This is a genomic window from Sphingobium mellinum (assembly GCF_037860795.1).
GTDB classification, from domain to species: Bacteria; Pseudomonadota; Alphaproteobacteria; order Sphingomonadales; family Sphingomonadaceae; genus Sphingobium; species Sphingobium mellinum.
This window is the reverse complement of record NZ_JBANRK010000002.1, coordinates 160,046-181,868: the sequence shown is the minus strand read 5'-3', so window position 1 is coordinate 181,868 and position 21,823 is coordinate 160,046. Positions and strand designations below refer to the sequence as shown.

22 protein-coding genes are annotated in these 21,823 nt (G+C 62.4%); 11 read left to right on the top strand and 11 right to left on the bottom strand.

Annotated elements, in window-relative coordinates:
- The first annotated feature begins 20 nt into the window (after positions 1 to 20).
- From AAC640_RS05240 to AAC640_RS05225, 4 genes are all read left to right on the top strand, one after another.
- Positions 21 to 962 carry a bifunctional riboflavin kinase/FAD synthetase gene (locus AAC640_RS05240; protein WP_340265052.1) on the top strand — a complete coding sequence of 314 codons (942 nt, stop codon included), beginning with the start codon at positions 21 to 23 and terminating at the stop codon, positions 960 to 962.
- Between the two features lie 122 nt (positions 963 to 1,084).
- Positions 1,085 to 3,919: an isoleucine--tRNA ligase gene (ileS, locus tag AAC640_RS05235; RefSeq protein WP_340265051.1), complete on the top strand. Its 2,835-nt coding sequence runs from the start codon at positions 1,085 to 1,087 to the stop codon at positions 3,917 to 3,919.
- A 182-nt stretch (positions 3,920 to 4,101) separates the two neighbouring features.
- Positions 4,102 to 4,614, top strand: a complete 513-nt coding sequence (gene lspA, locus AAC640_RS05230) for a signal peptidase II (protein WP_340265050.1) — start codon at positions 4,102 to 4,104, stop codon at positions 4,612 to 4,614.
- The gene (locus tag AAC640_RS05225) at positions 4,614 to 5,024 is read left to right on the top strand and encodes a DUF3035 domain-containing protein (RefSeq protein WP_340265049.1); all 411 of its coding nucleotides are present in this window, start codon (positions 4,614 to 4,616) and stop codon (positions 5,022 to 5,024) included. Before lspA ends, AAC640_RS05225 begins: the two co-directional genes overlap by 1 nt.
- 304 nt (positions 5,025 to 5,328) lie before the next feature.
- On the opposite strand, the gene dxs is transcribed toward AAC640_RS05225, so the two are convergent.
- The 7 genes from dxs to AAC640_RS05190 form a co-directional block, all read right to left on the bottom strand.
- A complete protein-coding gene (gene dxs, locus AAC640_RS05220; RefSeq protein ID WP_340265048.1) occupies positions 5,329 to 7,263 on the bottom strand; it encodes a 1-deoxy-D-xylulose-5-phosphate synthase in 1,935 nt (644 codons plus the stop codon).
- 48 nt (positions 7,264 to 7,311) lie between these two features.
- Positions 7,312 to 7,779 (bottom strand): Fur family transcriptional regulator, encoded by a 468-nt coding sequence (locus AAC640_RS05215; protein ID WP_340265047.1) that lies wholly within the window; start codon positions 7,777 to 7,779, stop codon positions 7,312 to 7,314.
- 46 nt (positions 7,780 to 7,825) lie between these two features.
- Positions 7,826 to 8,152: a DUF423 domain-containing protein gene (locus tag AAC640_RS05210; protein ID WP_340265046.1), complete on the bottom strand. Its 327-nt coding sequence runs from the start codon at positions 8,150 to 8,152 to the stop codon at positions 7,826 to 7,828.
- Positions 8,149 to 9,969, bottom strand: a complete 1,821-nt coding sequence (locus tag AAC640_RS05205; RefSeq protein ID WP_340265045.1) for a cation:proton antiporter domain-containing protein — start codon at positions 9,967 to 9,969, stop codon at positions 8,149 to 8,151. The genes AAC640_RS05210 and AAC640_RS05205 overlap by 4 nt, the downstream gene beginning before the upstream one ends.
- Positions 9,969 to 10,391: an iron-sulfur cluster assembly scaffold protein gene (locus tag AAC640_RS05200; protein WP_340265044.1), complete on the bottom strand. Its 423-nt coding sequence runs from the start codon at positions 10,389 to 10,391 to the stop codon at positions 9,969 to 9,971. The genes AAC640_RS05205 and AAC640_RS05200 overlap by 1 nt, the downstream gene beginning before the upstream one ends.
- Before the next feature lie 114 nt (positions 10,392 to 10,505).
- Positions 10,506 to 11,675 (bottom strand): formate-dependent phosphoribosylglycinamide formyltransferase, encoded by a 1,170-nt coding sequence (gene purT, locus AAC640_RS05195; protein ID WP_340265043.1) that lies wholly within the window; start codon positions 11,673 to 11,675, stop codon positions 10,506 to 10,508.
- Between the two features lie 50 nt (positions 11,676 to 11,725).
- Complete coding sequence (locus AAC640_RS05190; RefSeq protein WP_422794955.1) at positions 11,726 to 13,804, bottom strand: transglycosylase domain-containing protein; 2,079 nt, start codon at positions 13,802 to 13,804, stop codon at positions 11,726 to 11,728.
- 107 nt (positions 13,805 to 13,911) lie between these two features.
- On the opposite strand from AAC640_RS05190, the gene AAC640_RS05185 reads away from it, so the two are divergent.
- A complete protein-coding gene (locus tag AAC640_RS05185; protein ID WP_340265346.1) occupies positions 13,912 to 14,097 on the top strand; it encodes a hypothetical protein in 186 nt (61 codons plus the stop codon).
- An 8-nt stretch (positions 14,098 to 14,105) separates the two neighbouring features.
- Here AAC640_RS05185 and AAC640_RS05180 read toward each other — a convergent pair whose 3' ends face one another.
- Positions 14,106 to 15,401: an MFS transporter gene (locus AAC640_RS05180; protein WP_340265042.1), complete on the bottom strand. Its 1,296-nt coding sequence runs from the start codon at positions 15,399 to 15,401 to the stop codon at positions 14,106 to 14,108.
- Positions 15,402 to 15,545: 144 nt separating this feature from the next.
- On the opposite strand from AAC640_RS05180, the gene pgsA reads away from it, so the two are divergent.
- Genes pgsA through AAC640_RS05165 form a run of 3 tightly spaced genes read left to right on the top strand, consistent with a single transcriptional unit; the run spans position 15,546 to position 16,818 of the window.
- Entirely contained in the window at positions 15,546 to 16,109 is a 564-nt protein-coding gene (gene pgsA / locus AAC640_RS05175) for a CDP-diacylglycerol--glycerol-3-phosphate 3-phosphatidyltransferase (protein WP_340265041.1), read from the top strand.
- A 2-nt stretch (positions 16,110 to 16,111) separates the two neighbouring features.
- Complete coding sequence (moaD, locus tag AAC640_RS05170) at positions 16,112 to 16,372, top strand: molybdopterin converting factor subunit 1 (protein ID WP_340265040.1); 261 nt, start codon at positions 16,112 to 16,114, stop codon at positions 16,370 to 16,372.
- Positions 16,369 to 16,818: a molybdenum cofactor biosynthesis protein MoaE gene (locus AAC640_RS05165; protein WP_340265039.1), complete on the top strand. Its 450-nt coding sequence runs from the start codon at positions 16,369 to 16,371 to the stop codon at positions 16,816 to 16,818. Before moaD ends, AAC640_RS05165 begins: the two co-directional genes overlap by 4 nt.
- Here the strand turns inward: AAC640_RS05165 and AAC640_RS05160 are convergent.
- Together AAC640_RS05160 and AAC640_RS05155 are read right to left on the bottom strand one after the other, a co-directional pair.
- Entirely contained in the window at positions 16,804 to 17,769 is a 966-nt protein-coding gene (locus AAC640_RS05160; protein WP_340265038.1) for a hydrogen peroxide-inducible genes activator, read from the bottom strand. The genes AAC640_RS05165 and AAC640_RS05160 overlap by 15 nt on opposite strands.
- 39 nt (positions 17,770 to 17,808) lie before the next feature.
- Positions 17,809 to 18,582 carry a sulfite exporter TauE/SafE family protein gene (locus AAC640_RS05155; protein ID WP_340265037.1) on the bottom strand — a complete coding sequence of 258 codons (774 nt, stop codon included), beginning with the start codon at positions 18,580 to 18,582 and terminating at the stop codon, positions 17,809 to 17,811.
- A gap of 159 nt (positions 18,583 to 18,741) precedes the next feature.
- On the opposite strand from AAC640_RS05155, the gene epsC reads away from it, so the two are divergent.
- From epsC to AAC640_RS05140, 3 genes are all read left to right on the top strand, one after another.
- A complete protein-coding gene (gene epsC, locus AAC640_RS05150; RefSeq protein ID WP_340265036.1) occupies positions 18,742 to 19,467 on the top strand; it encodes a serine O-acetyltransferase EpsC in 726 nt (241 codons plus the stop codon).
- On the top strand, positions 19,467 to 19,814 hold the full coding sequence (locus AAC640_RS05145; RefSeq protein WP_340265035.1) for a DUF2794 domain-containing protein: 348 nt from the start codon (positions 19,467 to 19,469) through the stop codon (positions 19,812 to 19,814). The genes epsC and AAC640_RS05145 overlap by 1 nt, the downstream gene beginning before the upstream one ends.
- A gap of 98 nt (positions 19,815 to 19,912) precedes the next feature.
- Positions 19,913 to 20,845: an NAD(P)H-dependent flavin oxidoreductase gene (locus AAC640_RS05140; protein ID WP_340265034.1), complete on the top strand. Its 933-nt coding sequence runs from the start codon at positions 19,913 to 19,915 to the stop codon at positions 20,843 to 20,845.
- 5 nt (positions 20,846 to 20,850) lie between these two features.
- On the opposite strand, the gene AAC640_RS05135 is transcribed toward AAC640_RS05140, so the two are convergent.
- Positions 20,851 to 21,771, bottom strand: a complete 921-nt coding sequence (locus AAC640_RS05135; protein WP_340265033.1) for an alpha/beta fold hydrolase — start codon at positions 21,769 to 21,771, stop codon at positions 20,851 to 20,853.
- Positions 21,772 to 21,823: the final 52 nt, after the last annotated feature.

Genomic DNA, 21,823 nt, shown 5'->3' with positions numbered 1-21,823 from the left:
AGCTGCCTATAGGCTGCGCCATGGAGCGGCTGGAAAGCGGTGCCCCGATCCCCGCGCATCTGCGCGGCAGCATCATGGCGCTGGGCAATTTCGATGGATTTCACCTCGGCCACCAGGCGGTCGTGGGCAGGGCGATCGCCCGCGCCCGCGCAGAAGGGCGGCCGGTCATTGTCGCCACTTTTGATCCGCATCCGATGCGGCTGTTCCGGCCCGAAACTCCCTTTTTCCGCCTGACGACGCTCGACCAGCGCCAGAAGCTGTTCGCGCGCGCTGGTGCCGACGCGATGCTCGTCTTCGCCTTCACGCGCCAGCTCGCTTCGCTCGACCCGGAGCATTTTGTCGAACTGCTGGTGCGCGGCATGGGTGTCGCGGGCGTCGTCACCGGGCAGGATTTCACCTTCGGCCAGGGGCGTAGCGGGACGATCCAGACCCTGGCCGATCTTGGCTCCGACTGGGGCATGGGCGTCGAAGCGGTGCCCGCCGTCACGGACGGTCAAGGCATTGCCGTCTCGTCCAGCCGCGTGCGGGAAGCGTTGCGGGCGGGGGACTGCTCGACCGCGACCAGGCTCCTTACGCGACCCTTCGCAATCCAGGGCATTGTACAGCATGGGGACAAGCTGGGGCGCACGATCGGCTTTCCGACGGCCAATATCGATCTCGACCATTATCTCCGCCCGGCTTACGGCATCTATGCCGTGCGCGGGATCCTGCCCGACGGCCGCGTGCTGGACGGTGCCGCGAACCTTGGCATCCGCCCCAGCTTCGATCCGCCCAAGGAACTGCTGGAGCCACATTTCTTCGATTTCGCCGAAAGCCTCTACGGCCAGTGCATTGACGTGCAACTGATCGACTATCTGCGGCCGGAAGCGAAATATGAAGGGCTGGAGGCGCTCACCGCCCAGATCGCCAGGGACTGCGACGCCGCGCGGCAAATCCTTGCGGCAACGCCCTACCTCGCGTAGGGCACGGCGCTAATCAGCTCAACCTCCGTTCGGTTCGAGCAGCTTCGAGCAAAGTCGAGAAGCGCCGTCGAGAACCATTTTCGACAGGCTCGAACCGAACGGGTCCAGATGTAAGCGCCCCGATGACCGACCAGCCTGACTATAAGAGCACCGTTTTCCTTCCTGTCACCGACTTCCCGATGAAGGCGGGCCTCGCGCAGAAGGAACCGGCGATCCTCGCCCGCTGGGAGGGAATGGACCTCTATGGGCGTCTGCGTGAGCGCCGGAAGGGCCGGACACGCTTCATCCTTCACGATGGCCCGCCCTACGCCAATGGCGACATCCATATGGGCCACGCGATGAACAAGGTGCTGAAGGACATCATTGTCCGCAGCCAGTCATTGCTGGGTAAAGACGCGCCCTATGTGCCCGGCTGGGACTGCCACGGTCTTCCGATCGAATGGAAGATCGAGGAGGATTATCGCAAGAAGAAGCTGAACAAGGACGAGGTTCCTGCGGCCGAGTTCCGCGCCGAATGCCGCGCCTATGCGGACAAATGGGTCGGCGTGCAGAAGGACCAGTTCAAGCGTCTGGGCATCATGGGCGACTGGGATGATCCCTATCTCACCATGAAGTTCGATGCTGAAGCTACCATCGTGTCTGAACTGCTGAAGTTCGCCGAAAGCGGCCAGCTTTATCGCGGTGCCAAGCCCGTCATGTGGTCCCCGGTCGAAAAGACCGCGCTGGCCGAGGCGGAGGTCGAATATGAGGACATCGTCTCGACGCAGATCGACGTGGCGTTCGAGATTGTCGAAGCGCCCAACGCGCCGGAACTGGTCGGCGCCTATGCGGTGATCTGGACGACGACGCCGTGGACGATCCCGGTCAATCAGGCTTTGGCTTATGGTCCGGAGGTTGAGTATGTGCTGCTGGAAGGCGATGGGCGGAAGTTCATCGTCGCTGAAGCGCTGATCGGCCCGTTCAAGGAGCGTTCGGGCCTCATCCATGTCCAGCCGCACAAGCATTTCAAAGGCTCCCAGCTCGCCGGAGCCGTCGCCCGCCACCCGATACACCACCTCGGCGGCTTCTTCGCCAGGCCGCGCCCGTTCCTCGCGGGCGATTTCGTCACCACCGATGCGGGCACCGGCCTAGTCCACATGGCGCCCGACCATGGCGAGGACGACTTCGCGCTCTGCAAGGCGAACGGCATCAACCCGGTCTTCGCCGTTGAAAATGACGGCAAATATCGCGAGGACTGGCTCTGGCTCGGCGGGCAGGGGTCGGTCATCAATCCGAAGTTCGTCAGCAAGGACGGCCCGATCTGCACCGACCTGCGCGAAGCGGGCGGCCTCCTCGCCGCATCCGATGATTTCAAGCACAGCTATCCCCACAGCTGGCGCTCGAAGGCGAAGATCATCTTCCGCTGCACGCCCCAATGGTTCATCCCGATGGACCGCCCGATCGGTGACGGGATCATCCCACGCTGCGCCGAGGAAGAGGCCATCCTTGCGGCCCAACGCAACGGCGCGACCCTGCGCGGTATGGCGCTCGACGCGATCGAGAACACGCGTTGGGTGCCCGAACGCTCGATCAACCGCATCCGCTCGATGGTGGAAGGCCGCCCTGACTGGGTGATCAGCCGCCAGCGCGCTTGGGGTGTTCCCATCGCCCTCTATGTTCATCGCAAGACTGGTGAGTATCTCGTTGATAAAGCGGTAAATGCTCGCATTATCGAAGCGTTTAAGGGCGCAGGCGCCGACGCATGGTTTGGTGCCGATCATCAGGCGCTGCTTGGTCCGGACTACGACCTCAATGACTATGAGGTCGTGAACGACATTCTCGACGTCTGGTTCGACAGCGGCTCGACGCACAGCTTCGTCGTAGAAGGGCGTTACGGGGAAGGGGTCCGCGCGGACCTCTATCTCGAAGGCTCCGATCAGCATCGCGGCTGGTTCCAGTCCTCGCTGCTCGAAGCCAGCGGCACCCGTGGCCGCGCGCCCTATGATGCCGTCCTGACCCACGGCTTTGCGCTCGACGGGCAAGGCCGGAAAATGTCGAAAAGCCTCGGCAATGTGGTGGACCCGCTCAAGGTCATCGCCGAAAGTGGCTCGGACATTCTGCGCGTCTGGGTCGCCAGCACCGACTATTTCGACGATGTGCGCATCGGCAAGGAAGTGTTGGCCGGATCATCCGACGCCTACCGAAAACTTCGCAATACTTTCCGTTACTTGCTTGGTGCTCTTTCCGATTTTTCGGAAGAAGAGAAGGTGCCTGCCAGCGACATGCCGGAACTGGAGCGCTACATGCTCCACCTGCTCGCGAAGCTCGATTCAGAACTCAGGAGCGTGGTCGACAAGAGCGCTGACAGTGAAAACTGGCTCGAATTCAGCCGCTACACCCGCGCACTGATGGACTTCGCCAATAGCGACCTGTCGGCCTTCTTCTTCGACATTCGCAAGGACTGCCTCTATTGCGACGCGAAGAGCGATCCCAAGCGCCGCGCCTATCGCACGGTCCTCGACACGCTGTTCCACGCGCTGGTCCGCTACGCCGCGCCTATCATCCCCTTCACCGCTGAGGAAGTCTGGCAAAGTCGCTTCTCAAACCCCGAAGAAAGCGTGCATTTCCTGGAATGGCCGGATGTCGATACGGCCTGGCTCGACCAGGGCCTTGACGACAAATGGACCCAAATCCGCAACCAGCGCGATCAGGTCAACGAAGCCATCGAACCGCTCCGCCGCGAAAAGATCATCCGTTCCAGCCTGGAAGCCGATGTCACCATGGGTGAACAGGTTCCCAGTGACGGTGTGAACTTCGCCGAAATCGCCATCGTCGCCCGCATCGAAACCGGCGCCGGCGAAGGCATTTCAGTCAAGCCCAGCGACTGGCACAAATGCGGCCGCTGCTGGCGCCTGCTGCCGGAGGTCGAGGAGGACGGCACACTCTGCAACCGCTGCGAGCAGGTGCTGGGCGTTTGACCGTTCATCGCCGCGCTCCACGGGCCAGCGGCCGGATGGAGTGAAAACTTCCCTGTCCTACCGGCATCTGCATCGGCTATAGGCTGCGTTCAGTCGCCTGAAGACAGGTGAAACAGAATAATGATGGCGCTTTTCCGGGATTTTTTTGTGTCACCTTCCTCATTCCATTGCGTGAGCTGCTGATGGCGTCCGTTAACCACCGCCCGTTGGGCCTTGTCGTTGCGATCGTCGCGCTCGCGCTTGATCAACTGGTGAAATATACGGTCACCTATCCCCTCGCGCTCAAGAGCAGGATGGACGACGGCATCGAAATATTGCCCATCTTTCGCCTGCGCTGGCTTGAAAATCGTGGCGTGTCGATGGGCTTCTTCCATGCCGACACCAACATGATGCGCTGGGTGCTGGTGGGCATGACGATGCTGATAGCAACGTTCGTGGGCGTGTGGATGTGGCGCGAAAAGTCGCGGCAGGATGTCGCCGCGCTCGGTCTGGTTTTGGGCGGCGCGATCGGCAATATCGTCGATCGGGTGCGCCTCGGCTATGTCGTTGATTATGCCGACCTCCATTTCGGCGAGTGGCGTCCTTTCCTGATTTTCAATCTGGCCGATGCGGCCATCACTTTCGGCGTACTGATCCTGCTTGCGCGCGCGCTTCTGCTGCGCGAGAAGGGCGCAAAGACGGAGTCATTGAACTGATGCGTAAACTGATCCTCGCCGCCGGCCTTGTTTCCACCCTGTCCGCCTGCGGTTCTTCGGGCCTTTTCAATCGTGAGCGGCCCGATGAGTTCGCTGTTTCGCGTCAGGCGCCGCTGGTGATTCCGCCGGATTATGCGCTTGTGCCCCCCGCGCCGGGTACGCCATCGGCCTCTGCCATCGATTCCGGCCGCGCCGCGATGGACGCCATGTTCGGCGGGCCGGCGCCGCGCAGCGCTACGGAAGCCGCCGCGTTGAGCGCTGCCGGCCAGGCCAATGCCGCTGCGGGCATCCGCTCCTCGGCGGGCGATCCGGGCACCAATGTGGTGGATAAGGGTACGACCACGCGCGACATCATCGCTGCGCCCGAAGGGGACGGCCAGGACGCGCGCGCCACGGTTCCGCAGCAATAGAGCGCGAGCAAGTCACCGATCGATTGGGTGACTTGCGGCAGATCCGGTTCAGCGAGAACAGCGCCCGCCACCCTGGCCAGTCGATCGACGTGGCGAGGGGGGAGGAGCGGTCGCTTTTTTGCGTCAGCCCTTTGCCATGACAGGCAGGGATGCGCGAATTACACGCACGGCGGACGTCAAAAACAATGCCGCGATAGTCGCACCGACGACGATATCGGGCCAAGGTGATTGCGTCAGCGCTACGGTCGCTGCTCCAGTTCGACGGCTTTGGATGCGCAGCAACTGTCCGCCATCTGGCCTCCGTTCAGGCTCGGGCTTCGGTTCCCAGGCCGGCGCTGTTGTGGCGCAACGCCGTCAGCACGGTGTCGATGATCGCGGGTGCGTCCAGCCGCGCGTCGGCATATTGCTTTTCCGGCTTGTCCTGATCCTGGAAGATGTCCGGCAGGCGCATCGTCCGCAGCTTCAGGCCATTGTCGATAAGCCCCAGGTCGCTCGCGAGCGTCAGGACATGCGCGCCAAGCCCGCCGATCGCGCCTTCCTCTATCGTGACGGCGACCTCATGCGTGGTCAGCAGGCGACGGATCATCGTTTCGTCCAGCGGCTTGGCAAAGCGGAGGTCCGCGACGGTGGTGGACAAGCCCCGGGCCTCCAGTGCGTCGGCAGCCTTGAGCGCTTCTCCCAGTCGTGTCCCGAGTGACAGGATTGCGACCTGCCGCCCCTCACGGACGATCCGGCCCTTGCCGATCTCCAGTCGCTCCGGCGTTTCCGGCAAGGCAACGCCAACGCCATTGCCACGGGGATAGCGCACGGCGCTGGGCCCGCTGTCATGCAGGGCGCAGGTGTGGACCATGTGAACCAGTTCCGCCTCGTCCGCCGCGGCCATGACGACCATGTTGGGCAGGGTCGCAAGATAGGTGACATCGAAGCTGCCCGCATGGGTAGAGCCGTCGGCGCCGACCAGGCCGGCCCGGTCGATGGCAAAGCGCACCGGCAGGTTCTGAATCGCCACATCATGCACAACCTGATCATAGGCGCGCTGCAGGAAGGTAGAATAGATGGCGCAGAAGGGCCGCATCCCCTGGGCCGCAAGCCCGGCGGCGAAGGTAACAGCGTGCTGCTCTGCGATGCCGACGTCAAACGATCGGTCGGGGAAAGCCTCGGCGAACTTGTCGAGGCCCGTGCCCGATGGCATGGCGGCGGTTATGGCGCAGATCGTCGTGTCGCGCGTCGCCTCGGCGACAAGCGCCTTGGCGAACACCGACGTGTAGCTGGGTGGGCCGGGAGGCGCTTTGGCTTGGGTTCCGGTTATCACGTCGAACTTCTGCACGCCGTGATATTTGTCCGCCGCCGCTTCGGCCGGACCATAGCCCTTGCCCTTCTGTGTCACGACATGGACGAGGCACGGTCCCTCCGCTGCATCGCGGACATTTTCGAGGACCGGCACAAGTTGGTCGAGATTGTGGCCGTCGATAGGGCCGACATAATAGAAGCCCAATTCCTCGAACAACGTGCCGCCCATCGCCATGCCGCGCGCGAATTCATCGGTTTTGCGTGCAGCATTGTGCAGTGGCCGGGGCAACTTGCGCGCCAGCCGCTTGGCGAGATGGCGCAGGCCGAGGAATTCGCGGCTGGACACCAGACGGGCGAGATAGGCGGACAAGCCTCCCACCGGCGGAGCGATCGACATGTCATTGTCGTTGAGAATCACGATCAGCCGATTGCCCGCCTCATGTGCGTTGTTCATCGCTTCATAGGCCATGCCGGCCGACATCGCGCCGTCGCCGATCACAGCGATGCCCTTGCCCGGCTTGTTGGTCAGCCTGTTGGCCACGGCAAAGCCCACCGCCGCGCTGATCGAGGTTGAACTATGCGCCGCGCCGAAGGGATCGAACTCGCTTTCGGCACGCTTCGTGAAGCCCGACAGGCCGCCGCCCTGTCGCAAGGTTCGGATGCGGTCGCGCCGCCCGGTCAATATCTTGTGCGGGTAGCATTGATGGCCGACGTCCCAGACCAGCTTGTCGTTGGGTGTGTCGAACACATAGTGAATGGCGGTGGTCAACTCCACGACACCCAAGCCCGATCCCAGATGGCCACCAGTGACGCCAACAGCGGAAATCACTTCCTGCCGCAGTTCATCGGCGAACTGACGCAATTGTTCGGGTCTTAGCGCGCGCAGGTCGGCCGGCCAAACGACCTGGTCGAGCAGCGGAGTGGAGGGGCGATCATTCATGAAGGACATAAACTCCCTGCGCGCTAGGCCTTTCCTCGGCAAAGCGCAACGCTTGCCTCACGCGGCGCACCTCGCGCAGGTTCCCAAGATCTCGATCACGGGCCGCTCGGGCAGGAAACCTTCCTGCTCCGCCAAGGCGCGCACTTCATTGGTGACGACATCATCGTCGACATGCGTAGCCTGCCTGCAGTTGCGGCAGACCAGAAAGATACAGTCGTGATGACAGCCCGGATGCGCGTTCGCGATATAGGCGTTCGCGCTTTCCACCCGCATCGCGATATTGTTCGCCACGAACAGGTCCAGAATGCGGTAGACGCTGTTCGGCGCTACCCGCTTGCCCCGCGCTTTCGACACGTTGTCGGCAATGTCATAGGCCGACGCGGGCCGATCCTCGGCCGCCAGCGCATCGAAGATCGCCGCACGCATAGGCGTCCATTGTTCGTTCTGCGCCTCCAGCGTTGCGCGCGCCGCATCCGCCAGCTTGGTTCCGGTCGGTTCCAGGTGGTGGTGATGATGATCGGCCATAAGTCTCAATCTATGCTTGGGGAGGGTCTGGGGCAAGGGCAGCCTGTCAATGGCGCCAGAGTGACCATGCGACCCATAGCCACCCTGCGATCATGAGCGACCCTCCGATCGGCGTGACCGCTCCCAACCAGCGCGGACCGCCCAGCGCCATGGCGTAGAGGGTGGCCGCGAAGATAGCGGCGCCCACCAGAAGCAGTGCAGCCGGTCCGCGCGCCATTCCCATGATGCTGATCGCTGCCACGGCGTGGATCAACTGATACATTCCGCCGGTCCGCAGCCATTCCGCGGCCTGTGGATTGGAAGCGCCATGTGCGCCGAAAGCGCCCGCCGCAATTGCAATCGCCGCCGACAGGGCAGCCCATATTCCAATCATGCGCCGCCATCCTCTTCTCCACGTGCACTCAGCCGCATGCGCCGACCCGGCCGGAATATCAGGTCCTTGGCCGCCATCAAGGTGCCCTGTTCGCTCTGGGCCGTCAGCCTTTGCTCATCATTCTCGCGATATTGCCGCTCCACCTCCTCGATCTCGCGCGGGGGCACGCCCAGGACCTCCATTGCCTGAACGCCCATGCAGATGGCCGATTCGAACAGTTCGCGGAAGACGCCAGCCAGGTCCATGTCGCGCAGGGCCAGCAACTGGCGCCGATCAAAGGCGCGCACGAGCAGGGCTGCCTGGGGGAAGGCCTCGGCGACAGGATTCAGGATCCGCTGGTCGAGTGTAGGATCATCTATGCAGAAGGCGATCAGCCTCGCTTCGTCCGCCCCCGCTCGCCGCAGCAGGTCGATCCGTGTGCCGTCGCCATAATGTACTTTCATGTCCAGACGGCTCGAAGCCTCAATCTGCGCTGGCTTCTTGTCGATCAAGACCACCTCGAAGCCATGGCCCATCAACATCTGCGCTACCGTCTGCCCGAAGCGGCCATAGCCCACGATGATCGCCGTGCCGCGTGTTGTATCGTCCGGCACAGGTAGTCCCGCGGCGGACTTGGGCTTTGCGAATTCCAGCCTGCGCGCGAACAGCATGAGGAAGGGCGTGGTCGCCATGGAAAAAGTGACGATGGCGCTGAAGAGGCTTGCCCCTTCCGGTGCGATCAGCAGCGCGTTCTGGGCCTGAGCGAAGAGCACGAAGCCGAATTCACCGCCCTGGCTGAGGAGCAGCCCGGAGCTGACCGCTTGCGGCCATTCCATGCCGAACAACCGGGCCAAGCCCGTTATCAACAACGTCTTGGTAGCCACCAGTGCCGCTGCCATGCCGATGACGAACAGCGGATTTTGGGCCACGGCATGAAGATCAAGCACCATGCCGACAGCCAAGAAGAAGAGGCCGAGCAGGATGGAACGAAACGGCTCCACATCCGCCTCTATCTCGTGCCGATAGGGAGAATCGGCCAGCATCACGCCCGCGACGAAGGCGCCCAGCGCCGTCGACAGGTGAAGCATGTGCATCAGAGCAGCGGCGGCGAGCACAGTGAACAGGCCGACGGCCACGAACAACTCGCGTTCACCCAGTCGTCCCACCAGTTGTAGCAGTGGACGCAGGATGAAGCGGCCCGCCAGAACCAGGCCGGCGATGGCCGCGACCGTGTAGGCAGCCAGTTGCCATCCTGGCGGGCCGCCGACATCAGCCGGATTGCGCGAAAGGGCGGCGACTATGGTGATCAGCGGCACGATCGAAAGATCCTGGAACAGCAGGATCGAAAAGACCTTCTCGCCAAAAGGTGAGTTGATGCGCCCACTGTTTTTCAGGCTGGGCAGCACCTGCGCCGTGGAGGAGAGGGCGAGCGGCAGGCCTAGCGCTATTGCTGCGCCCCAAGTGAAGCCTGTCGTCAGGAATATGACGGCAGTCAGCGCCAAGCCGCACAGCACCACCTGCGCGAATCCGAGCGCGAAAATGTCGCGCTTCAGACGCCATAGGCGGGCGGGGTGGAGCTCCAGCCCGACCAGGAAGAGCAGCAGTACAATGCCGATTTCCGCTATGGCGAGCTTTGATTGGCCGCCTCCGACCAGCGCCAGCCCTTGAGGTCCCACCAGCGCGCCCGCCACGAGATAGCCCAGCACGGCGCCGAGGCCGAAACGCCGGAAAAGCATGACGAACAGCACAGCTGCGCCTAGCAGGATGACGCCTTCGGTCAGCAGTATGTCGGTGGCCGAACCCGATACGTTAGCGGCCGCAGCAGCGGATCCCTGCATCAGGCTTCCGCCATTCGCGCGGCTTCTGCAATCGCCTCAAATCCCAGACGGATCGAGGCATGGCGCGCTGGATAATCGCGCGCCGGAGCCAGCACGGGAAGGCCAGGCCAGAAACCCAGATCGTCAGCCGTACCCGCCAGATAGGCCGCGAGATGGTCGCGCGCTTCTGCTAATTCGCCGACACTTCGGCCGATCGCATGCGCCGCCATCAGCGAGGCCGAAGCCTGACCCAGCGCGCAGGCCTTAACGTCGAGGCCGAGCGCAACCACCTTGCCGTCCCGCAGACGCACGTCTGCCGTCACCCGCGATCCGCACGTGGGCGAGCGTTTCTCGACGCTGGCATCAGGGTCCGGCAAACGCTGATAGTGGGGGATGCTGGCAGCGAGTCTGAGGATGTCTTTGTTGTAGAGGGGGGCACTCATCACGCCTCTTTAGGACAGGTTCCCGCTGTGCGGAAGGGTGAGCCGGGCGATGGGCCGAATTCACCGCCCTGACAGGCGAGGCGAGGGAGATGGCCTTTCAATCCGCCGAAGCGCCTATTTTCCGTAGATGATCCGCAGTTTCCCCGCAGCCTCGCCCGCGATCCGTCGGGCGGCGTCCGTGTCAGCGGCCAGCGCCAGCGCTATACCCATGCGACGATAAGGTCGGGTGGTGGGCTTGGAAAAGATTCGCACATCCACCTCGCCACCGGGCGTCGCGAGCGCGTCGGCGAGTCCTTCGACCCGGAAGTCGGACGCATCGCGATCCGCAAGCAGGACCGCAGACGCCGATGGGCCCTTAAGACGGACGTCTGGCACGGGGAGGCCCAATATGGCCCGCGCGTGCAGGTCGAACTCGCCCAGATTCTGGGAGATCAGCGTCACCATGCCGGTGTCGTGGGGGCGCGGCGAAAGTTCGGAGAAGATCACAGTGTCCCCGGTCACGAAGAACTCGACGCCGAAAATGCCATAGCCGCCCAGATTGTCGACGACGGCCCGGGCCATATCCTGCGCCGCTTTGAGCGCGCAGTCCGCCATTGGCGCGGGCTGCCAGCTTTCCTGATAATCGCCGCGCTCCTGGCGATGGCCGATCGGCGCGCAGAAACGCACGCCTTCGCGGCTCCGTACTGTGAGGAGGGTGATCTCATAGTCGAAAGCGATGAATTCCTCGACAATTACCCGGCTGCGATCGCCGCGCATATTCGCCACGGCATAGCTCCAGGCGCGCTCCAGTTCCCCCTCGGTTTGGACCGTACTCTGGCCCTTGCCGGAAGAGGACATGACCGGCTTGATGACACAGGGCAGGCCGGTATGCGCTGCGGCCGCGCGGACTTCCTCCAGGCTTTCGGCATAGCGATAGCGGGACGTCCGCAATCCAAGCTCGACTGCCGCCACTTCGCGGATGCGATCACGGTTCATGGTCATGATAGTGGCACGCGCTGAAGGCACGACGGTTGCGCCCTGGGCTTCCACGTCCGCCAGCACTTCGGTGCGGATCGCTTCGACTTCAGGAACGATATAGTCCGGCCGGTGCTTTTCGATCGCGTTGCGCAGCATGTCGGCGTCCAGCATCGAGAAGATCTCGTATCCGTCGGCGACCTGCATCGCCGGAGCGTCGGCATAGCTGTCGCAGGCAATAACCAGACACCCCAGGCGCTTGGCCGAGATAGTGAACTCGCGCCCCAGTTCGCCCGATCCGAGTAACAGGATTTTCGCCGTGAATGCCATGTGTCGTCCTTCGATTCGCTGGGCGCAGAGCCGATCTCGGTCAGCGGGCGTCAATTAGGCTTGGGTGGTGCGGGAACCTCATCCGAAGGCTGCGTCGGAACGACACGCGGCGGTGGCGCGCCCGCCGGCGGAGCCGGAGGCTCGTCATCGGGCGCATCGCCGATCGGCATCCGCAACTGATTGGGACCGATGTCGAGTGACATGCCGTTTCGATCGACACCGACGGTCATGTTGCCCAGACCCGCCTCGACCGTGACATTGGCGATCGCATTGACCAGGTCGCTATCCTTTTCTTCGGGCGGTATCTCGGCGGGCTCATTGATGGCGCCCGACATGAAGTTCCGCCAGATCCGGGCCGGAACGCCGCCACCCGCCGCTCCACCCGGAAGCGGTGTGTTATCGTCATTGCCGATCCAGACCGCGGTCACAAGACCGCCGGCATAGCCGACGAATATGGCATCGCGGCTGTCCTGCGTGGTGCCGGTCTTGCCGAAGGTGCTGGTCCGCAGGGCCGCGGCGCTGCCTGTGCCGCGGTTCGCGGCGGACGACAGCAGATCGCGCATCATGTCCAGTTGATCCTGGCTGAAATGACGCTGGCGGCTCAACAGCCTGGCAAACCAGCTCTGCTCCTCAGGCGGAAGGCCGTGAGCAAGCACCGGATAGGCGCCCGCTGCGATCGCGGCATAGGCCTCGGTCAGTTCCACCAGCGGTATTTCCGACGTGCCAAGCGCCAGGCTGAGATCCTCGTTCAGCGGCGCGGTCACGCCCAGATCGCGCGCCACCTTGATGACGTTGTCAACGCCCACTTTCTGCGTCAGCCGGACCGCCGCGACGTTGCTTGACGCGGCAAAAGCCTGGCGGAGGGTGATCCGACCGCGATATTTCCCACCATGATTGGCGGGGCGGTAGCTGCCGGTCGTGATCGGCGTATCCTCCACGAAATCTTCGGGTGTCATGCCGGCGCGGAAAGCCGCGAGATAAACGAAAAGCTTGAAGGTCGAGCCTGGCTGCCGTTTGGCCTGTACCGCGCGATTGAAGCTGCTCGCCCGATAGTCCTTGCCGCCCACCATCGCAACGACGCTGCCGTCCGGCTTCATTGCGACCAGCGCCGCTTCCGCTCCGCCCAACGGCGCGCGGCGGATGGCTGCCTCTGCCAGGCGCTGGATGCGCCAGTCTAGCGTCGTCGAGACCGTCTGCGCCCCGTAGACCGCTCCGGCGCGATCGCGCGCATCTGGCAGCACCCAGTCCGCGAAATAGGTGCCGGTGGTCGGATCGGGCCTCTGTTGCACGGTGAGCCGCGCTGGCGCCAAGCTGTTGCGCTGCGCCTTGCTGATATAGCCTGCCTCCACCATCGCCTGCATCACCAGCGTGGCGCGCTCCCGTGCGCCCTTGAGGTTGGTGGTGGGAGCGAGGCGCGACGGCGCCTTCAAAAGGCCGGCCAGCATGGCCGCCTGGGGTATGGACAGTCGCTCTGGCTGCCGGCCGAAATAGTGCAGGGCTGCCGCGCGCAACCCATAGACGTTGTCGCCGAAATAGACGTTGGAAAGATAGCGTTCGAAAATCTGGTCCTTGGTCAGCCACGCTTCCAGCCAGAAGGCGATGAGTGCCTCTCGCGCCTTGCGACCAAAGGTTCGGTCGCTCGACAGGAACACACCCTTGGCGAGTTGCTGCGTGATCGTGCTGCCGCCCTGTGAAGAGCCGTCGGACCACATATTATGCCAGGCCGCTCGAGCGATACCACGCGGGTCCACGCCCCAGTGGCTGTAGAAGCGTCGGTCCTCGATTGCCATGAAGGCCTGGGGCACATGGGCAGGCAGGTCCCTGATCGCTACCGGCTTGTCAATGATCGCCCCGCGCCGCGCAATCAGGTGGCCGTCGGCGGACATCAGGCTGATGCTGGGTGGCGCGATTGGTTTGAGAGATCGCGACAACGGCGCCGTGACGGCCAACCATGCGATCATGATCATCAGCAGTGCCATCAGTGCCGCGATGACCCAGCCTGCAACGTGCAATCGCCGCCTCCAGGGAGTCGCCGGGGCGAAGGCACTCGGCGGACCGGCCCCGAATTCACGGGATGGCGCAGGGTCGGGTGGGGGGACGGGCAGCGGATCTCTCATCGGTGCAGGCACGCTGTATTATTATCCTGATACAGTCAAGGTCGTCCCAGTGTGGGACGGGTGCCGGTTAACCATGAATGGGGATGGTCCAAAAGGTGAAGAAAGCGTTAACTGCCATCATGCGAACACGCCTTCTCATCCTGACAACTGAATCCGCCCGCCATCCTTTCCGCCAACGGCTGCCGCGCCATGTGCTTGAAGTGAAGCAGGCGGCCGCCGCGGCCGCGTCGGATGATAGCGACTGGAAATTGTTCGTTTTGAGCTTCTGCGCGTTTTTCACTGCCTTCTACAGCTTCATCTACTAAGGCTTCCCTCAATCGCAGGCCTTGTGCAGTTTCCAAGCAAGGCCAGCGCAGGGCAGGCAGAGCGTAGCCACCAGCAGCAGTTGGTTGACGACTGACAGCCCCATGAAGCTCAGCCCCAGCGCCGCCACCGAGCCCAGGACCATGGCGCCGGAATTGACGATGTTGTTCGCCGCGACCGTCCTTGCCGCTTCGCATTTCTCGACCGTCGTGGTCAAAAATGCATAAAGTGGGACGACGAACATGCCGCCGAAAGTCGCCACACCGAGAAGGCAGGCAGACAGCGGAATGGCAAGGGGATGAGCCAGAAATCCGCCCAGCGAAAGCATTTTTCCTTCTGGGGCCGGCGTCCACAGGTCGCAAACGATGTGGAACGCGACTATGCACAGGCCCATGCCGATCACTGCGGCGGGCGCGTATTTTGCCGACACGTGGCCCTTGAGCAGCCGGTTGATCGCGACCGATCCGATCGCGATGCCGATCGAGAAGATGGCAAGGAAGAGGCTGGCCACCGGCTTGTCAGCCGTCAGAACATTTTTCACCAGCGGCGGAAACTGGATGAACAGTACCGACCCGACCGCCCAGAAGAAGCTGATGGCCATAATGGCCAGATAGAGGCGGCGGATGTGCATGGTTCCCCGTACAAGTGCGACGGACGAACGGATGATGTGGAAATCGATCGGTTGTCGATCCAGTGACGAAGGCGCTGGCGGCACTTCCCGGCCCGCGACATAACCGAGCAGCGCGGTCAGGATGATGCCGCACGCCGCCACTTCCACCGGGATCACGCCGGCCAGGATGGTGCCGGCCAGAATCGCGATATAGGTTCCGGCCTCGACCAGTCCGGTCCCGCCCAACACTTCATCGTCATGCAGATGCTGCGGTAGGATTGCATATTTGATGGGGCCGAAAAATGTCGAATGGATGCCCATCGCGCACAGCGCCGCCAGCAGCAGCGGGATGGCGATCGTGTGGACGGCCATCCCGCTCCAGATCAGCGCAAGACCGGTCGCTCCCACGAGCATGATCGCGACTTCCGCCGCCTTCACGATCCGGATGATGGTCGCCTTGTCGCGCTGATCCGCCAATTGCCCCGAAAGCGCCGACAAAAGGAAGAAGGGCAGGATGAAAACCCCCGTCGCCAGTGCGCTGAACCAGGTTTCCGACCGTTCGTCGTTATAGACGCTGTAGACGACGAACAGCACCATCGCGTTCTTGAACAGATTGTCGTTGAAGGCGCCGAGCAACTGGGTGACGAAAAGCGGCAGGAAACGTCGCTTGTTAAGGAGCCTGAGTGAGGCTTGCATAAGGCGGGAAGATCTTCTTCGCTGTGGACGAGCGAGCGGGGTCTAGCCGCTGACAGCCGCTCTGTCCAACCTTCACCGATGCCATCATGCGCGGCTCTGTCGCGTCCGCTTGTGCGACGAGGCGGACTGTGGCAGTCCGCGCCCATGCTGACGCTGCCCAATGTGCTGACGCTTTCGCGCATCCTGACGGTGCCGCTGCTGGTCGCCCTGCTCTGGCCGGGGGAGGTCGGGGCGCGCTGGACGACGGGTTATGCCCTGGCTTTCGCGCTATACTGCCTGATGGGCATCACCGACTATTTCGACGGCTATCTTGCCCGCGCGCAGGGGACAGTGTCGAAGCTCGGCGTCTTTCTTGATCCCATTGCGGACAAGATCATGGTCGGCGCCGTCATCTTGATGCTGGCTGCGACGCGGGATATTGCGGGTATTCACATCGTCGCCGCGATGATCATCCTGCTGCGTGAGATCGCCGTTTCAGGTCTGCGCGAATTCCTTGCCGGCCTTCAGGTATCGGTGCCTGTCTCCCGCCTCGCCAAATGGAAGACCACCTGCCAGTTGATCGCGCTGGGGGCCTTGATTCTGGCTGGCGCGGTGCCGCACCTGGCCGTCGTCCAGATGATTGGCATCGCCACGCTCTGGGCCGCGGCAATCCTGACGCTGGTCACTGGCTGGGATTATCTGCGCGTCGGCATCAAGCATATGGATTGATGATGGCAGCGCTTACTATCCTCTATTTCGCCTGGGTGCGCGAAAGTATCGGCCGCGACGAGGAGCAGGTCGGTCGGCCCGATCCGGCTGAAACCGTCCAGGAATTGATCGTCTCACTGGCCTCGCGAGGCGGCGGTTATGCCGAGGCGCTGGCGGATCCGGCCAGACTGCGGGCTGCGCTCGATCAGCAGTTCGTTCCGCTCGACCGGCCTATCGGCGACGCGAAGGAACTGGCGATCTTCCCGCCGGTCACTGGCGGATGAGCCGTGTCTCGATCCAGGCGGAAGCATTTGACGTCGGCGAGGAACTGGCCGCGCTGGAGGCGGGCGGCGGCGGCGGTATTGCCAGCTTTACCGGAATTGTTCGGGCCGAAGGAGACCTCGTGGCGCTGGAACTGCATCATTATGAGGCGATGACGCGGCCGCAGGTCGAACGGATCGTTGATGAGGCCATGGCGCGCTGGCCCTTGCAGGACGCGCGGGTAATCCACCGCTTTGGGCGGCTCGCTCCGGGCGAGCAGATCGTCTTCGTGGGCACGGCGGCGCGCCATCGCACCGCCGCGCTAGAGGCGTGCGCCTTTCTCATCGACTGGTTGAAGTCGCAGGCGCCATTCTGGAAGAAAGAATATTTTGCCGACGGCTCCATGTCGTGGGTGGAATCGCGCTCCGAGGATGAGGCGAGGGCGCGCGGTTGGCTAAGGCAGATTTGAGAGCGTGGAGAGGGCAGTGTCAGGCTGAGCCGCGATGGCGTTGAGTGGGCCTTCGGCTGCCTCGCGCAGCAACTCCGCCAGCAACCGAAATTCCTTTTCCCGCGGGCTGTTCTTGCGCCAGACCAGAGCGATGTCGCGATAGGAGCGATCCGACCGCAGCGGTCGCGTGGTGATCCGGGTATGATCCAATATCCCGCCGGCGATCGCCATTTCCGGCATGATCGTCATGCCCAGCCCGTTGTCGACCATCTGCACCAGTGTATGCAGTGACGTTCCCATCATCATCGCGCTCGCGCGGATTTCGGGACGATTACAGGCCGCCAGCGCATGATCCTTCAGGCAATGGCCGTCTTCCAGCAGCAGCAGCTTGGTTTCGTCGATCATCTCCGGCGCAATCCATTCTGGTGGGTCGCTGGGGTCATCCTGCGGAAAGGCGACATATAGCCGGTCCTGAAACAGCAGTTCGCTGTCCAGTTCACCGGTGGCGAAGGGCAGGGCGAGCAGCACGCAATCGACGTTGCCGTGGCGGAGCGATTCTATCGCCGCCTGGCTCGTCTCCTCGCGCAGATAGAGTTTAAGTTCTGGTCGATCCGCCCGCAGCCTGGGCAGCAGCCGGGGCAGAAGGAAGGGCGCGATGGTCGGGATGACGCTCATCCGCAGTTCGCCGGTCAATGGCTTGCCTGACGCTTCCGCAATAGCAGCCAGTTCCTCCGCTTCGCGCAGCACGCGGTGCGCTTTTTCGACGATGCGATCGCCTAGGGCCGTGAAACGGACGACTCGGCGAGTCCGCTCCACCAGCGTCACGCCGATAAGTGATTCCAGTTCGCGGATGCCCGCCGACAAGGTGGATTGCGTCACGTAACAACTGTCCGCCGCCTTACCGAAATGCCCGTGCTCCTTGAGCGCAACGAGATATTGCAGCTGTTTGAGCGTGGGCATGTAATTGGACATTGATTGCCTTCCTCGATCAATGGAGGAAATATAAGCGGATTATCCAATATATCCAAGCCATTTGGCGATGCCGAACAGCGATGTGAGGGAAAGGATCGTGCCCACAGCTGTGAACAGCACGTGCGGCGCGACATGTCGCGCCAGCATGGCGCCGAAGGGGGCGGCGATGACCCCGCCGATCAGCAAACCCATCGTGTAGGTGGTGAACGCCTGCGATCCCAGATGAAGGATGAAGGTCAGGCTGATGGCCAGCGTTAGGGCGAATTCCACCGTGTTGACCGTGCCGATCGTATGGCGTGGGCTGGCTCCTTGGATCAGCAGGTTGGACGTGACGATGGGTCCCCAGCCGCCGCCACCGGTCGCGTCCATGAAGCCTCCCACTAAGCCCAGTGGCGCCACCCATTTGGGATCACGTGCGTGATGAGGAAAATGAAAGCCACGCCAGATCAGATAGAGGCCGATGCCGCTCAGATATATCTGCACGAACGGCTTGATGATGGAGCCGTCGATGTTGGACAGGATATAGGCGCCGGCGATTCCGCCGAGCACGCCCGGTATGATGAGACGCGCGAACAGGCGCCAGTCGACATTGCGGTGCGCGATATGACTTAGGGCAGAGACGGCAGTGGTGAATGTTTCCGCTGCATGGACGCTGGCGGAGGCGCGGCTTGGCGGTACGCCCAGCGTCAACAACAGCGTGCTGGATATCACGCCATAGGCCATGCCCAGCGCACCGTCGATCATCTGTGCCCCGAAACCGATGAGAATGAACGGCAATAATTCGCTGAACTGGGCGATAAATATGTCCGACATTCACGGGCCTCTGGGATGATTGTCTACCGCATTGGTGGGTCTATCATGGCGGGCCAAGAAATTTTCTATTTTATCGGGCGAAGGCGAAATAGCCACGCATCTGGAAAACTTATCCCTTTGCGCCTATGTCTGTCGCTGTTCGGCTTTCAGGGGCGGTTCATGCTGCGCAATCTCATTGCTTATCTGGATTCGGTCAAATCGCGTGACCCGGCCCCGCGTTCGCGAGCTGAAATCCTTCTTTATCCCGGCGTTTGGTCACTTGCCTTCCATCGCGTGGCGCATGGGCTTTATGGCGTCCGGCTGTATTTTCTTGCTCGCGCTGTCAACCATCTGTCCCGGTTCCTGACCGGAAATGACATTCATCCCGGCGCGCGGATCGGCAAGCGTTTCTTCATCGATCATGGCTTCACCGTAATCGGCGAGACGGCGGAGATCGGCGATGATGTGACTCTCTACCAGAATGTGACGCTGGGCGGAACGGATCCTGCCAATGGCATTGCGGGCAAGAGGCACCCGACGCTTTACGACGGCGTTATCGTCGGCTCCGGCGCGCAGATTTTGGGACCTGTCCGGGTCGGCGCCCGGGCCCGCATTGGAGCGAATGCCGTAGTGACGAAGGAGGTGCCCGAAGGGGCGACCATGGTCGGCATTCCGGCCCGGCAGATGTTGGTCGATGTCACTGCTTACCAGCGCGAATTCCTTCCCTATGGCACGCCCTGTTCGGATTGTTACGATCCTGAAAAGCAGAAGCTGGAACTGCTGCAGTGTGAGATCGAACAGCTTCAGAAGCGCGTTGCCGCGTTGATGGAAGAACGCGATCGTACGGAGCCGGCCGCATCAGCCGACGATGACATTCCGTTGTTCAGGGAACGCGGTCGCGCCTGATGAACAATGTGACGCCGTTCCCGTCGCAGCAGGGTGCGAAGGGCGGGCAGATCGGCTTCGATCGTCTTGAACTACAGAAGATCATGGATCTGTACGGGCGCATGGTGTCGGCCGGTCATTGGCGCGACTATGCGATCGATCTGGGCAGAGACGCAGCGATCTTTTCGGCTTTCCGCCGTGCCGCCGAGCGACCGGAATTTCGCATCGAAAAGCGCCCCGCACTGCGCCACCGCCAAGGCATGTGGACATTGATTGGCGAGGCTGGACATATATTGAAGCGCGGGCAGGAGTTGCAGGGTATACTTGCGCCTGTTGAACGTAAATTGCTCCGCATCGTCGGGGAATGATATGTCTTACCGATGTGGGCCTGCGCCGATGAACAAGAGCGGTTTGCTGTCCGGCTGATCGCTGCTAACCGTCGCATCGCCTCATCGGAGAAATTTCCATGACCCTGCCGGCACTGCTGGAAAAACGTCTATCTCTGCCGGTCATCGGATCACCGATGTTCATCATCTCCCAGCCCGATCTCGTTATTGCGCAATGCCGCGCTGGCATCGTCGGATCTTTCCCTTCGCTCAATGCCCGGCCGAGTGGGGTGCTGGAACAATGGTTGCAGCGGCTGACCGAGGAACTGACCGATCAGGATGCACCCTTCGCGGTGAACCTGATCGTTCACAAGACCAATTCCCGACTGGAGGAGGATCTCGCTCTGTGCGCTCGCTACCGCGTGCCTATCGTCATCACATCGCTGGGGGCTCGGCCGGAGGTAAACGATGCCGTGCACGGTTATGGTGGTATCGTCCTGCATGATGTCATCAACGACCAGTTCGCCAGGAAGGCGATCGACAAGGGCGCTGACGGCCTGATCGCCGTTGCGGCCGGGGCAGGCGGGCATGCCGGCACGCTTTCGCCTTTCGCGCTGGTCGAAGAGATACGCAGCTGGTTCGACGGCCCGGTCGTATTGTCGGGGGCGATCGCCACCGGACGTTCGATCGCGGCGGCGCAGATGATGGGCGCTGACCTGGCCTATATGGGATCGGCTTTCATCGCGACGTCCGAAGCCAATGCGGAGCAGGCGTACAAGCAGATGATCGTGGAGAGCGGCGCGGGCGATATCGTCTACTCGGACTATTTCACCGGCGTTCATGGCAATTATCTTCGCCCCAGCGTCAGGGCTGCCGGGCTTGACCCGGATCGACTGCCCAAGGCGGGTGGAATGGATTTTTCCAGTGTGGCTGCCGGCGACAAGAAGGCGTGGCGAGACGTGTGGGGGGCGGGGCAGGGAATCGGCGCCGTGCGGCAGGTCCAATCGGCCGCGGCGTTCATTCGACAGCTTCAGGACGAATATCGCACCGCGGTCGCGGCATTCAATTCATAGGAAGCTCATAGAAAGACTCGCAGTTCGGTTATGAATCGTTGGAACTGGTCGTGGTGCACCCAATGCCCTGCGTCCGCGAATTCGACCAGCCGCGCATCCCGGAAATGCGCAGCGCGTCCATCCGCGACGGGGTTTGACGCCCAGCTGTCGAGGCCCAAACAAAGCAGGACTGGGCAGGCGATCCGGCTCCAGAACTCCGGCAAATTTGCATCGTCCGCCGCATGCGGTGGCATGTCCCGGACATAGGGATCGAATTTCCAGCCGAAACTGCCATCTTCATTGCGGTTGACGCCATGCGCTGTCAGGTGGAGCGCCTGTTCGGCGGACAGATGATCGTTGCGCTCCCGCATGCGCGCGACGGCGGATTCCAGCGTGGGATAGCGCGGAGGCGCCTGCCTGGCGCGGGCGCGCCGCTTGTCGATCCAGTCGCGCCATTCATCTGGCGCAGCGCGGGTCACATGTTCCTTCAGCCGCTCGGGCGACAGTCCCAGCCCTTCGATCGCGACGAGTTTTTCGACCTGTTCCGGAAATAGCCCCGCGTAGCGCAGCGCTATCGAACCACCCAGCGAATGACCGATCAACGTCGCCTTCTCGCGCCCGATCTGATCCACAAGTTGGGCGAGGTCATAGACGAAGTCGGCCATCAGATATGTCCCTTCGGCCGACCAGGCGCTGTCGCCATGCCCCCGCAGATCCGGGGCGATTACATGATAATCCCGTGAGAGTGTTCGCGCTGTCCAGTCCCAGCTGCGTGCATGATCGCGGCCGCCGTGGACGAGGATCAGCATCGGTGCCGATCGATTCCCCCAATCGAGATAGTGAAGGCGCGTACGAAGAGAAGTGAAGAAATGGGATGTTGGACCGGTCGTAATGCCATTATCCCAGCGGTCCTGCGGGGTTGCCGAAAAGTTGGAAGGGATATTCATGTCGTTTCGGCGAACTCCGGACTGGAACGAGGCAACGCGATGTGCCTGTTAT

Excerpts from the sequence above, each read along its gene's own strand:
- moaD (WP_340265040.1), top strand. The coding sequence starts at position 16,112 with ATGGCAGCGCTTACTATCCTCTATTTCGCCTGGGTGCGCGAAAGTATC.
- pgsA (WP_340265041.1), top strand. The coding sequence starts at position 15,546 with ATGCTGACGCTGCCCAATGTGCTGACGCTTTCGCGCATCCTGACGGTG.
- dxs (WP_340265048.1), bottom strand. The coding sequence starts at position 7,263 with ATGTCCTTCATGAATGATCGCCCCTCCACTCCGCTGCTCGACCAGGTC.
- AAC640_RS05145 (WP_340265035.1), top strand. The coding sequence starts at position 19,467 with ATGAACAATGTGACGCCGTTCCCGTCGCAGCAGGGTGCGAAGGGCGGG.
- AAC640_RS05135 (WP_340265033.1), bottom strand. The coding sequence starts at position 21,771 with ATGAATATCCCTTCCAACTTTTCGGCAACCCCGCAGGACCGCTGGGAT.
- ileS (WP_340265051.1), top strand. The coding sequence starts at position 1,085 with ATGACCGACCAGCCTGACTATAAGAGCACCGTTTTCCTTCCTGTCACC.
- AAC640_RS05155 (WP_340265037.1), bottom strand. The coding sequence starts at position 18,582 with ATGTCGGACATATTTATCGCCCAGTTCAGCGAATTATTGCCGTTCATT.
- AAC640_RS05215 (WP_340265047.1), bottom strand. The coding sequence starts at position 7,779 with ATGGCCGATCATCATCACCACCACCTGGAACCGACCGGAACCAAGCTG.
- AAC640_RS05160 (WP_340265038.1), bottom strand. The coding sequence starts at position 17,769 with ATGTCCAATTACATGCCCACGCTCAAACAGCTGCAATATCTCGTTGCG.
- AAC640_RS05240 (WP_340265052.1), top strand. The coding sequence starts at position 21 with ATGGAGCGGCTGGAAAGCGGTGCCCCGATCCCCGCGCATCTGCGCGGC.
- lspA (WP_340265050.1), top strand. The coding sequence starts at position 4,102 with ATGGCGTCCGTTAACCACCGCCCGTTGGGCCTTGTCGTTGCGATCGTC.
- AAC640_RS05225 (WP_340265049.1), top strand. The coding sequence starts at position 4,614 with ATGCGTAAACTGATCCTCGCCGCCGGCCTTGTTTCCACCCTGTCCGCC.
- AAC640_RS05140 (WP_340265034.1), top strand. The coding sequence starts at position 19,913 with ATGACCCTGCCGGCACTGCTGGAAAAACGTCTATCTCTGCCGGTCATC.
- AAC640_RS05200 (WP_340265044.1), bottom strand. The coding sequence starts at position 10,391 with ATGAGTGCCCCCCTCTACAACAAAGACATCCTCAGACTCGCTGCCAGC.
- epsC (WP_340265036.1), top strand. The coding sequence starts at position 18,742 with ATGCTGCGCAATCTCATTGCTTATCTGGATTCGGTCAAATCGCGTGAC.
- AAC640_RS05180 (WP_340265042.1), bottom strand. The coding sequence starts at position 15,401 with ATGCAAGCCTCACTCAGGCTCCTTAACAAGCGACGTTTCCTGCCGCTT.
- AAC640_RS05165 (WP_340265039.1), top strand. The coding sequence starts at position 16,369 with ATGAGCCGTGTCTCGATCCAGGCGGAAGCATTTGACGTCGGCGAGGAA.
- AAC640_RS05205 (WP_340265045.1), bottom strand. The coding sequence starts at position 9,969 with ATGCAGGGATCCGCTGCTGCGGCCGCTAACGTATCGGGTTCGGCCACC.
- purT (WP_340265043.1), bottom strand. The coding sequence starts at position 11,675 with ATGGCATTCACGGCGAAAATCCTGTTACTCGGATCGGGCGAACTGGGG.
- AAC640_RS05210 (WP_340265046.1), bottom strand. The coding sequence starts at position 8,152 with ATGATTGGAATATGGGCTGCCCTGTCGGCGGCGATTGCAATTGCGGCG.
- AAC640_RS05185 (WP_340265346.1), top strand. The coding sequence starts at position 13,912 with ATGCGAACACGCCTTCTCATCCTGACAACTGAATCCGCCCGCCATCCT.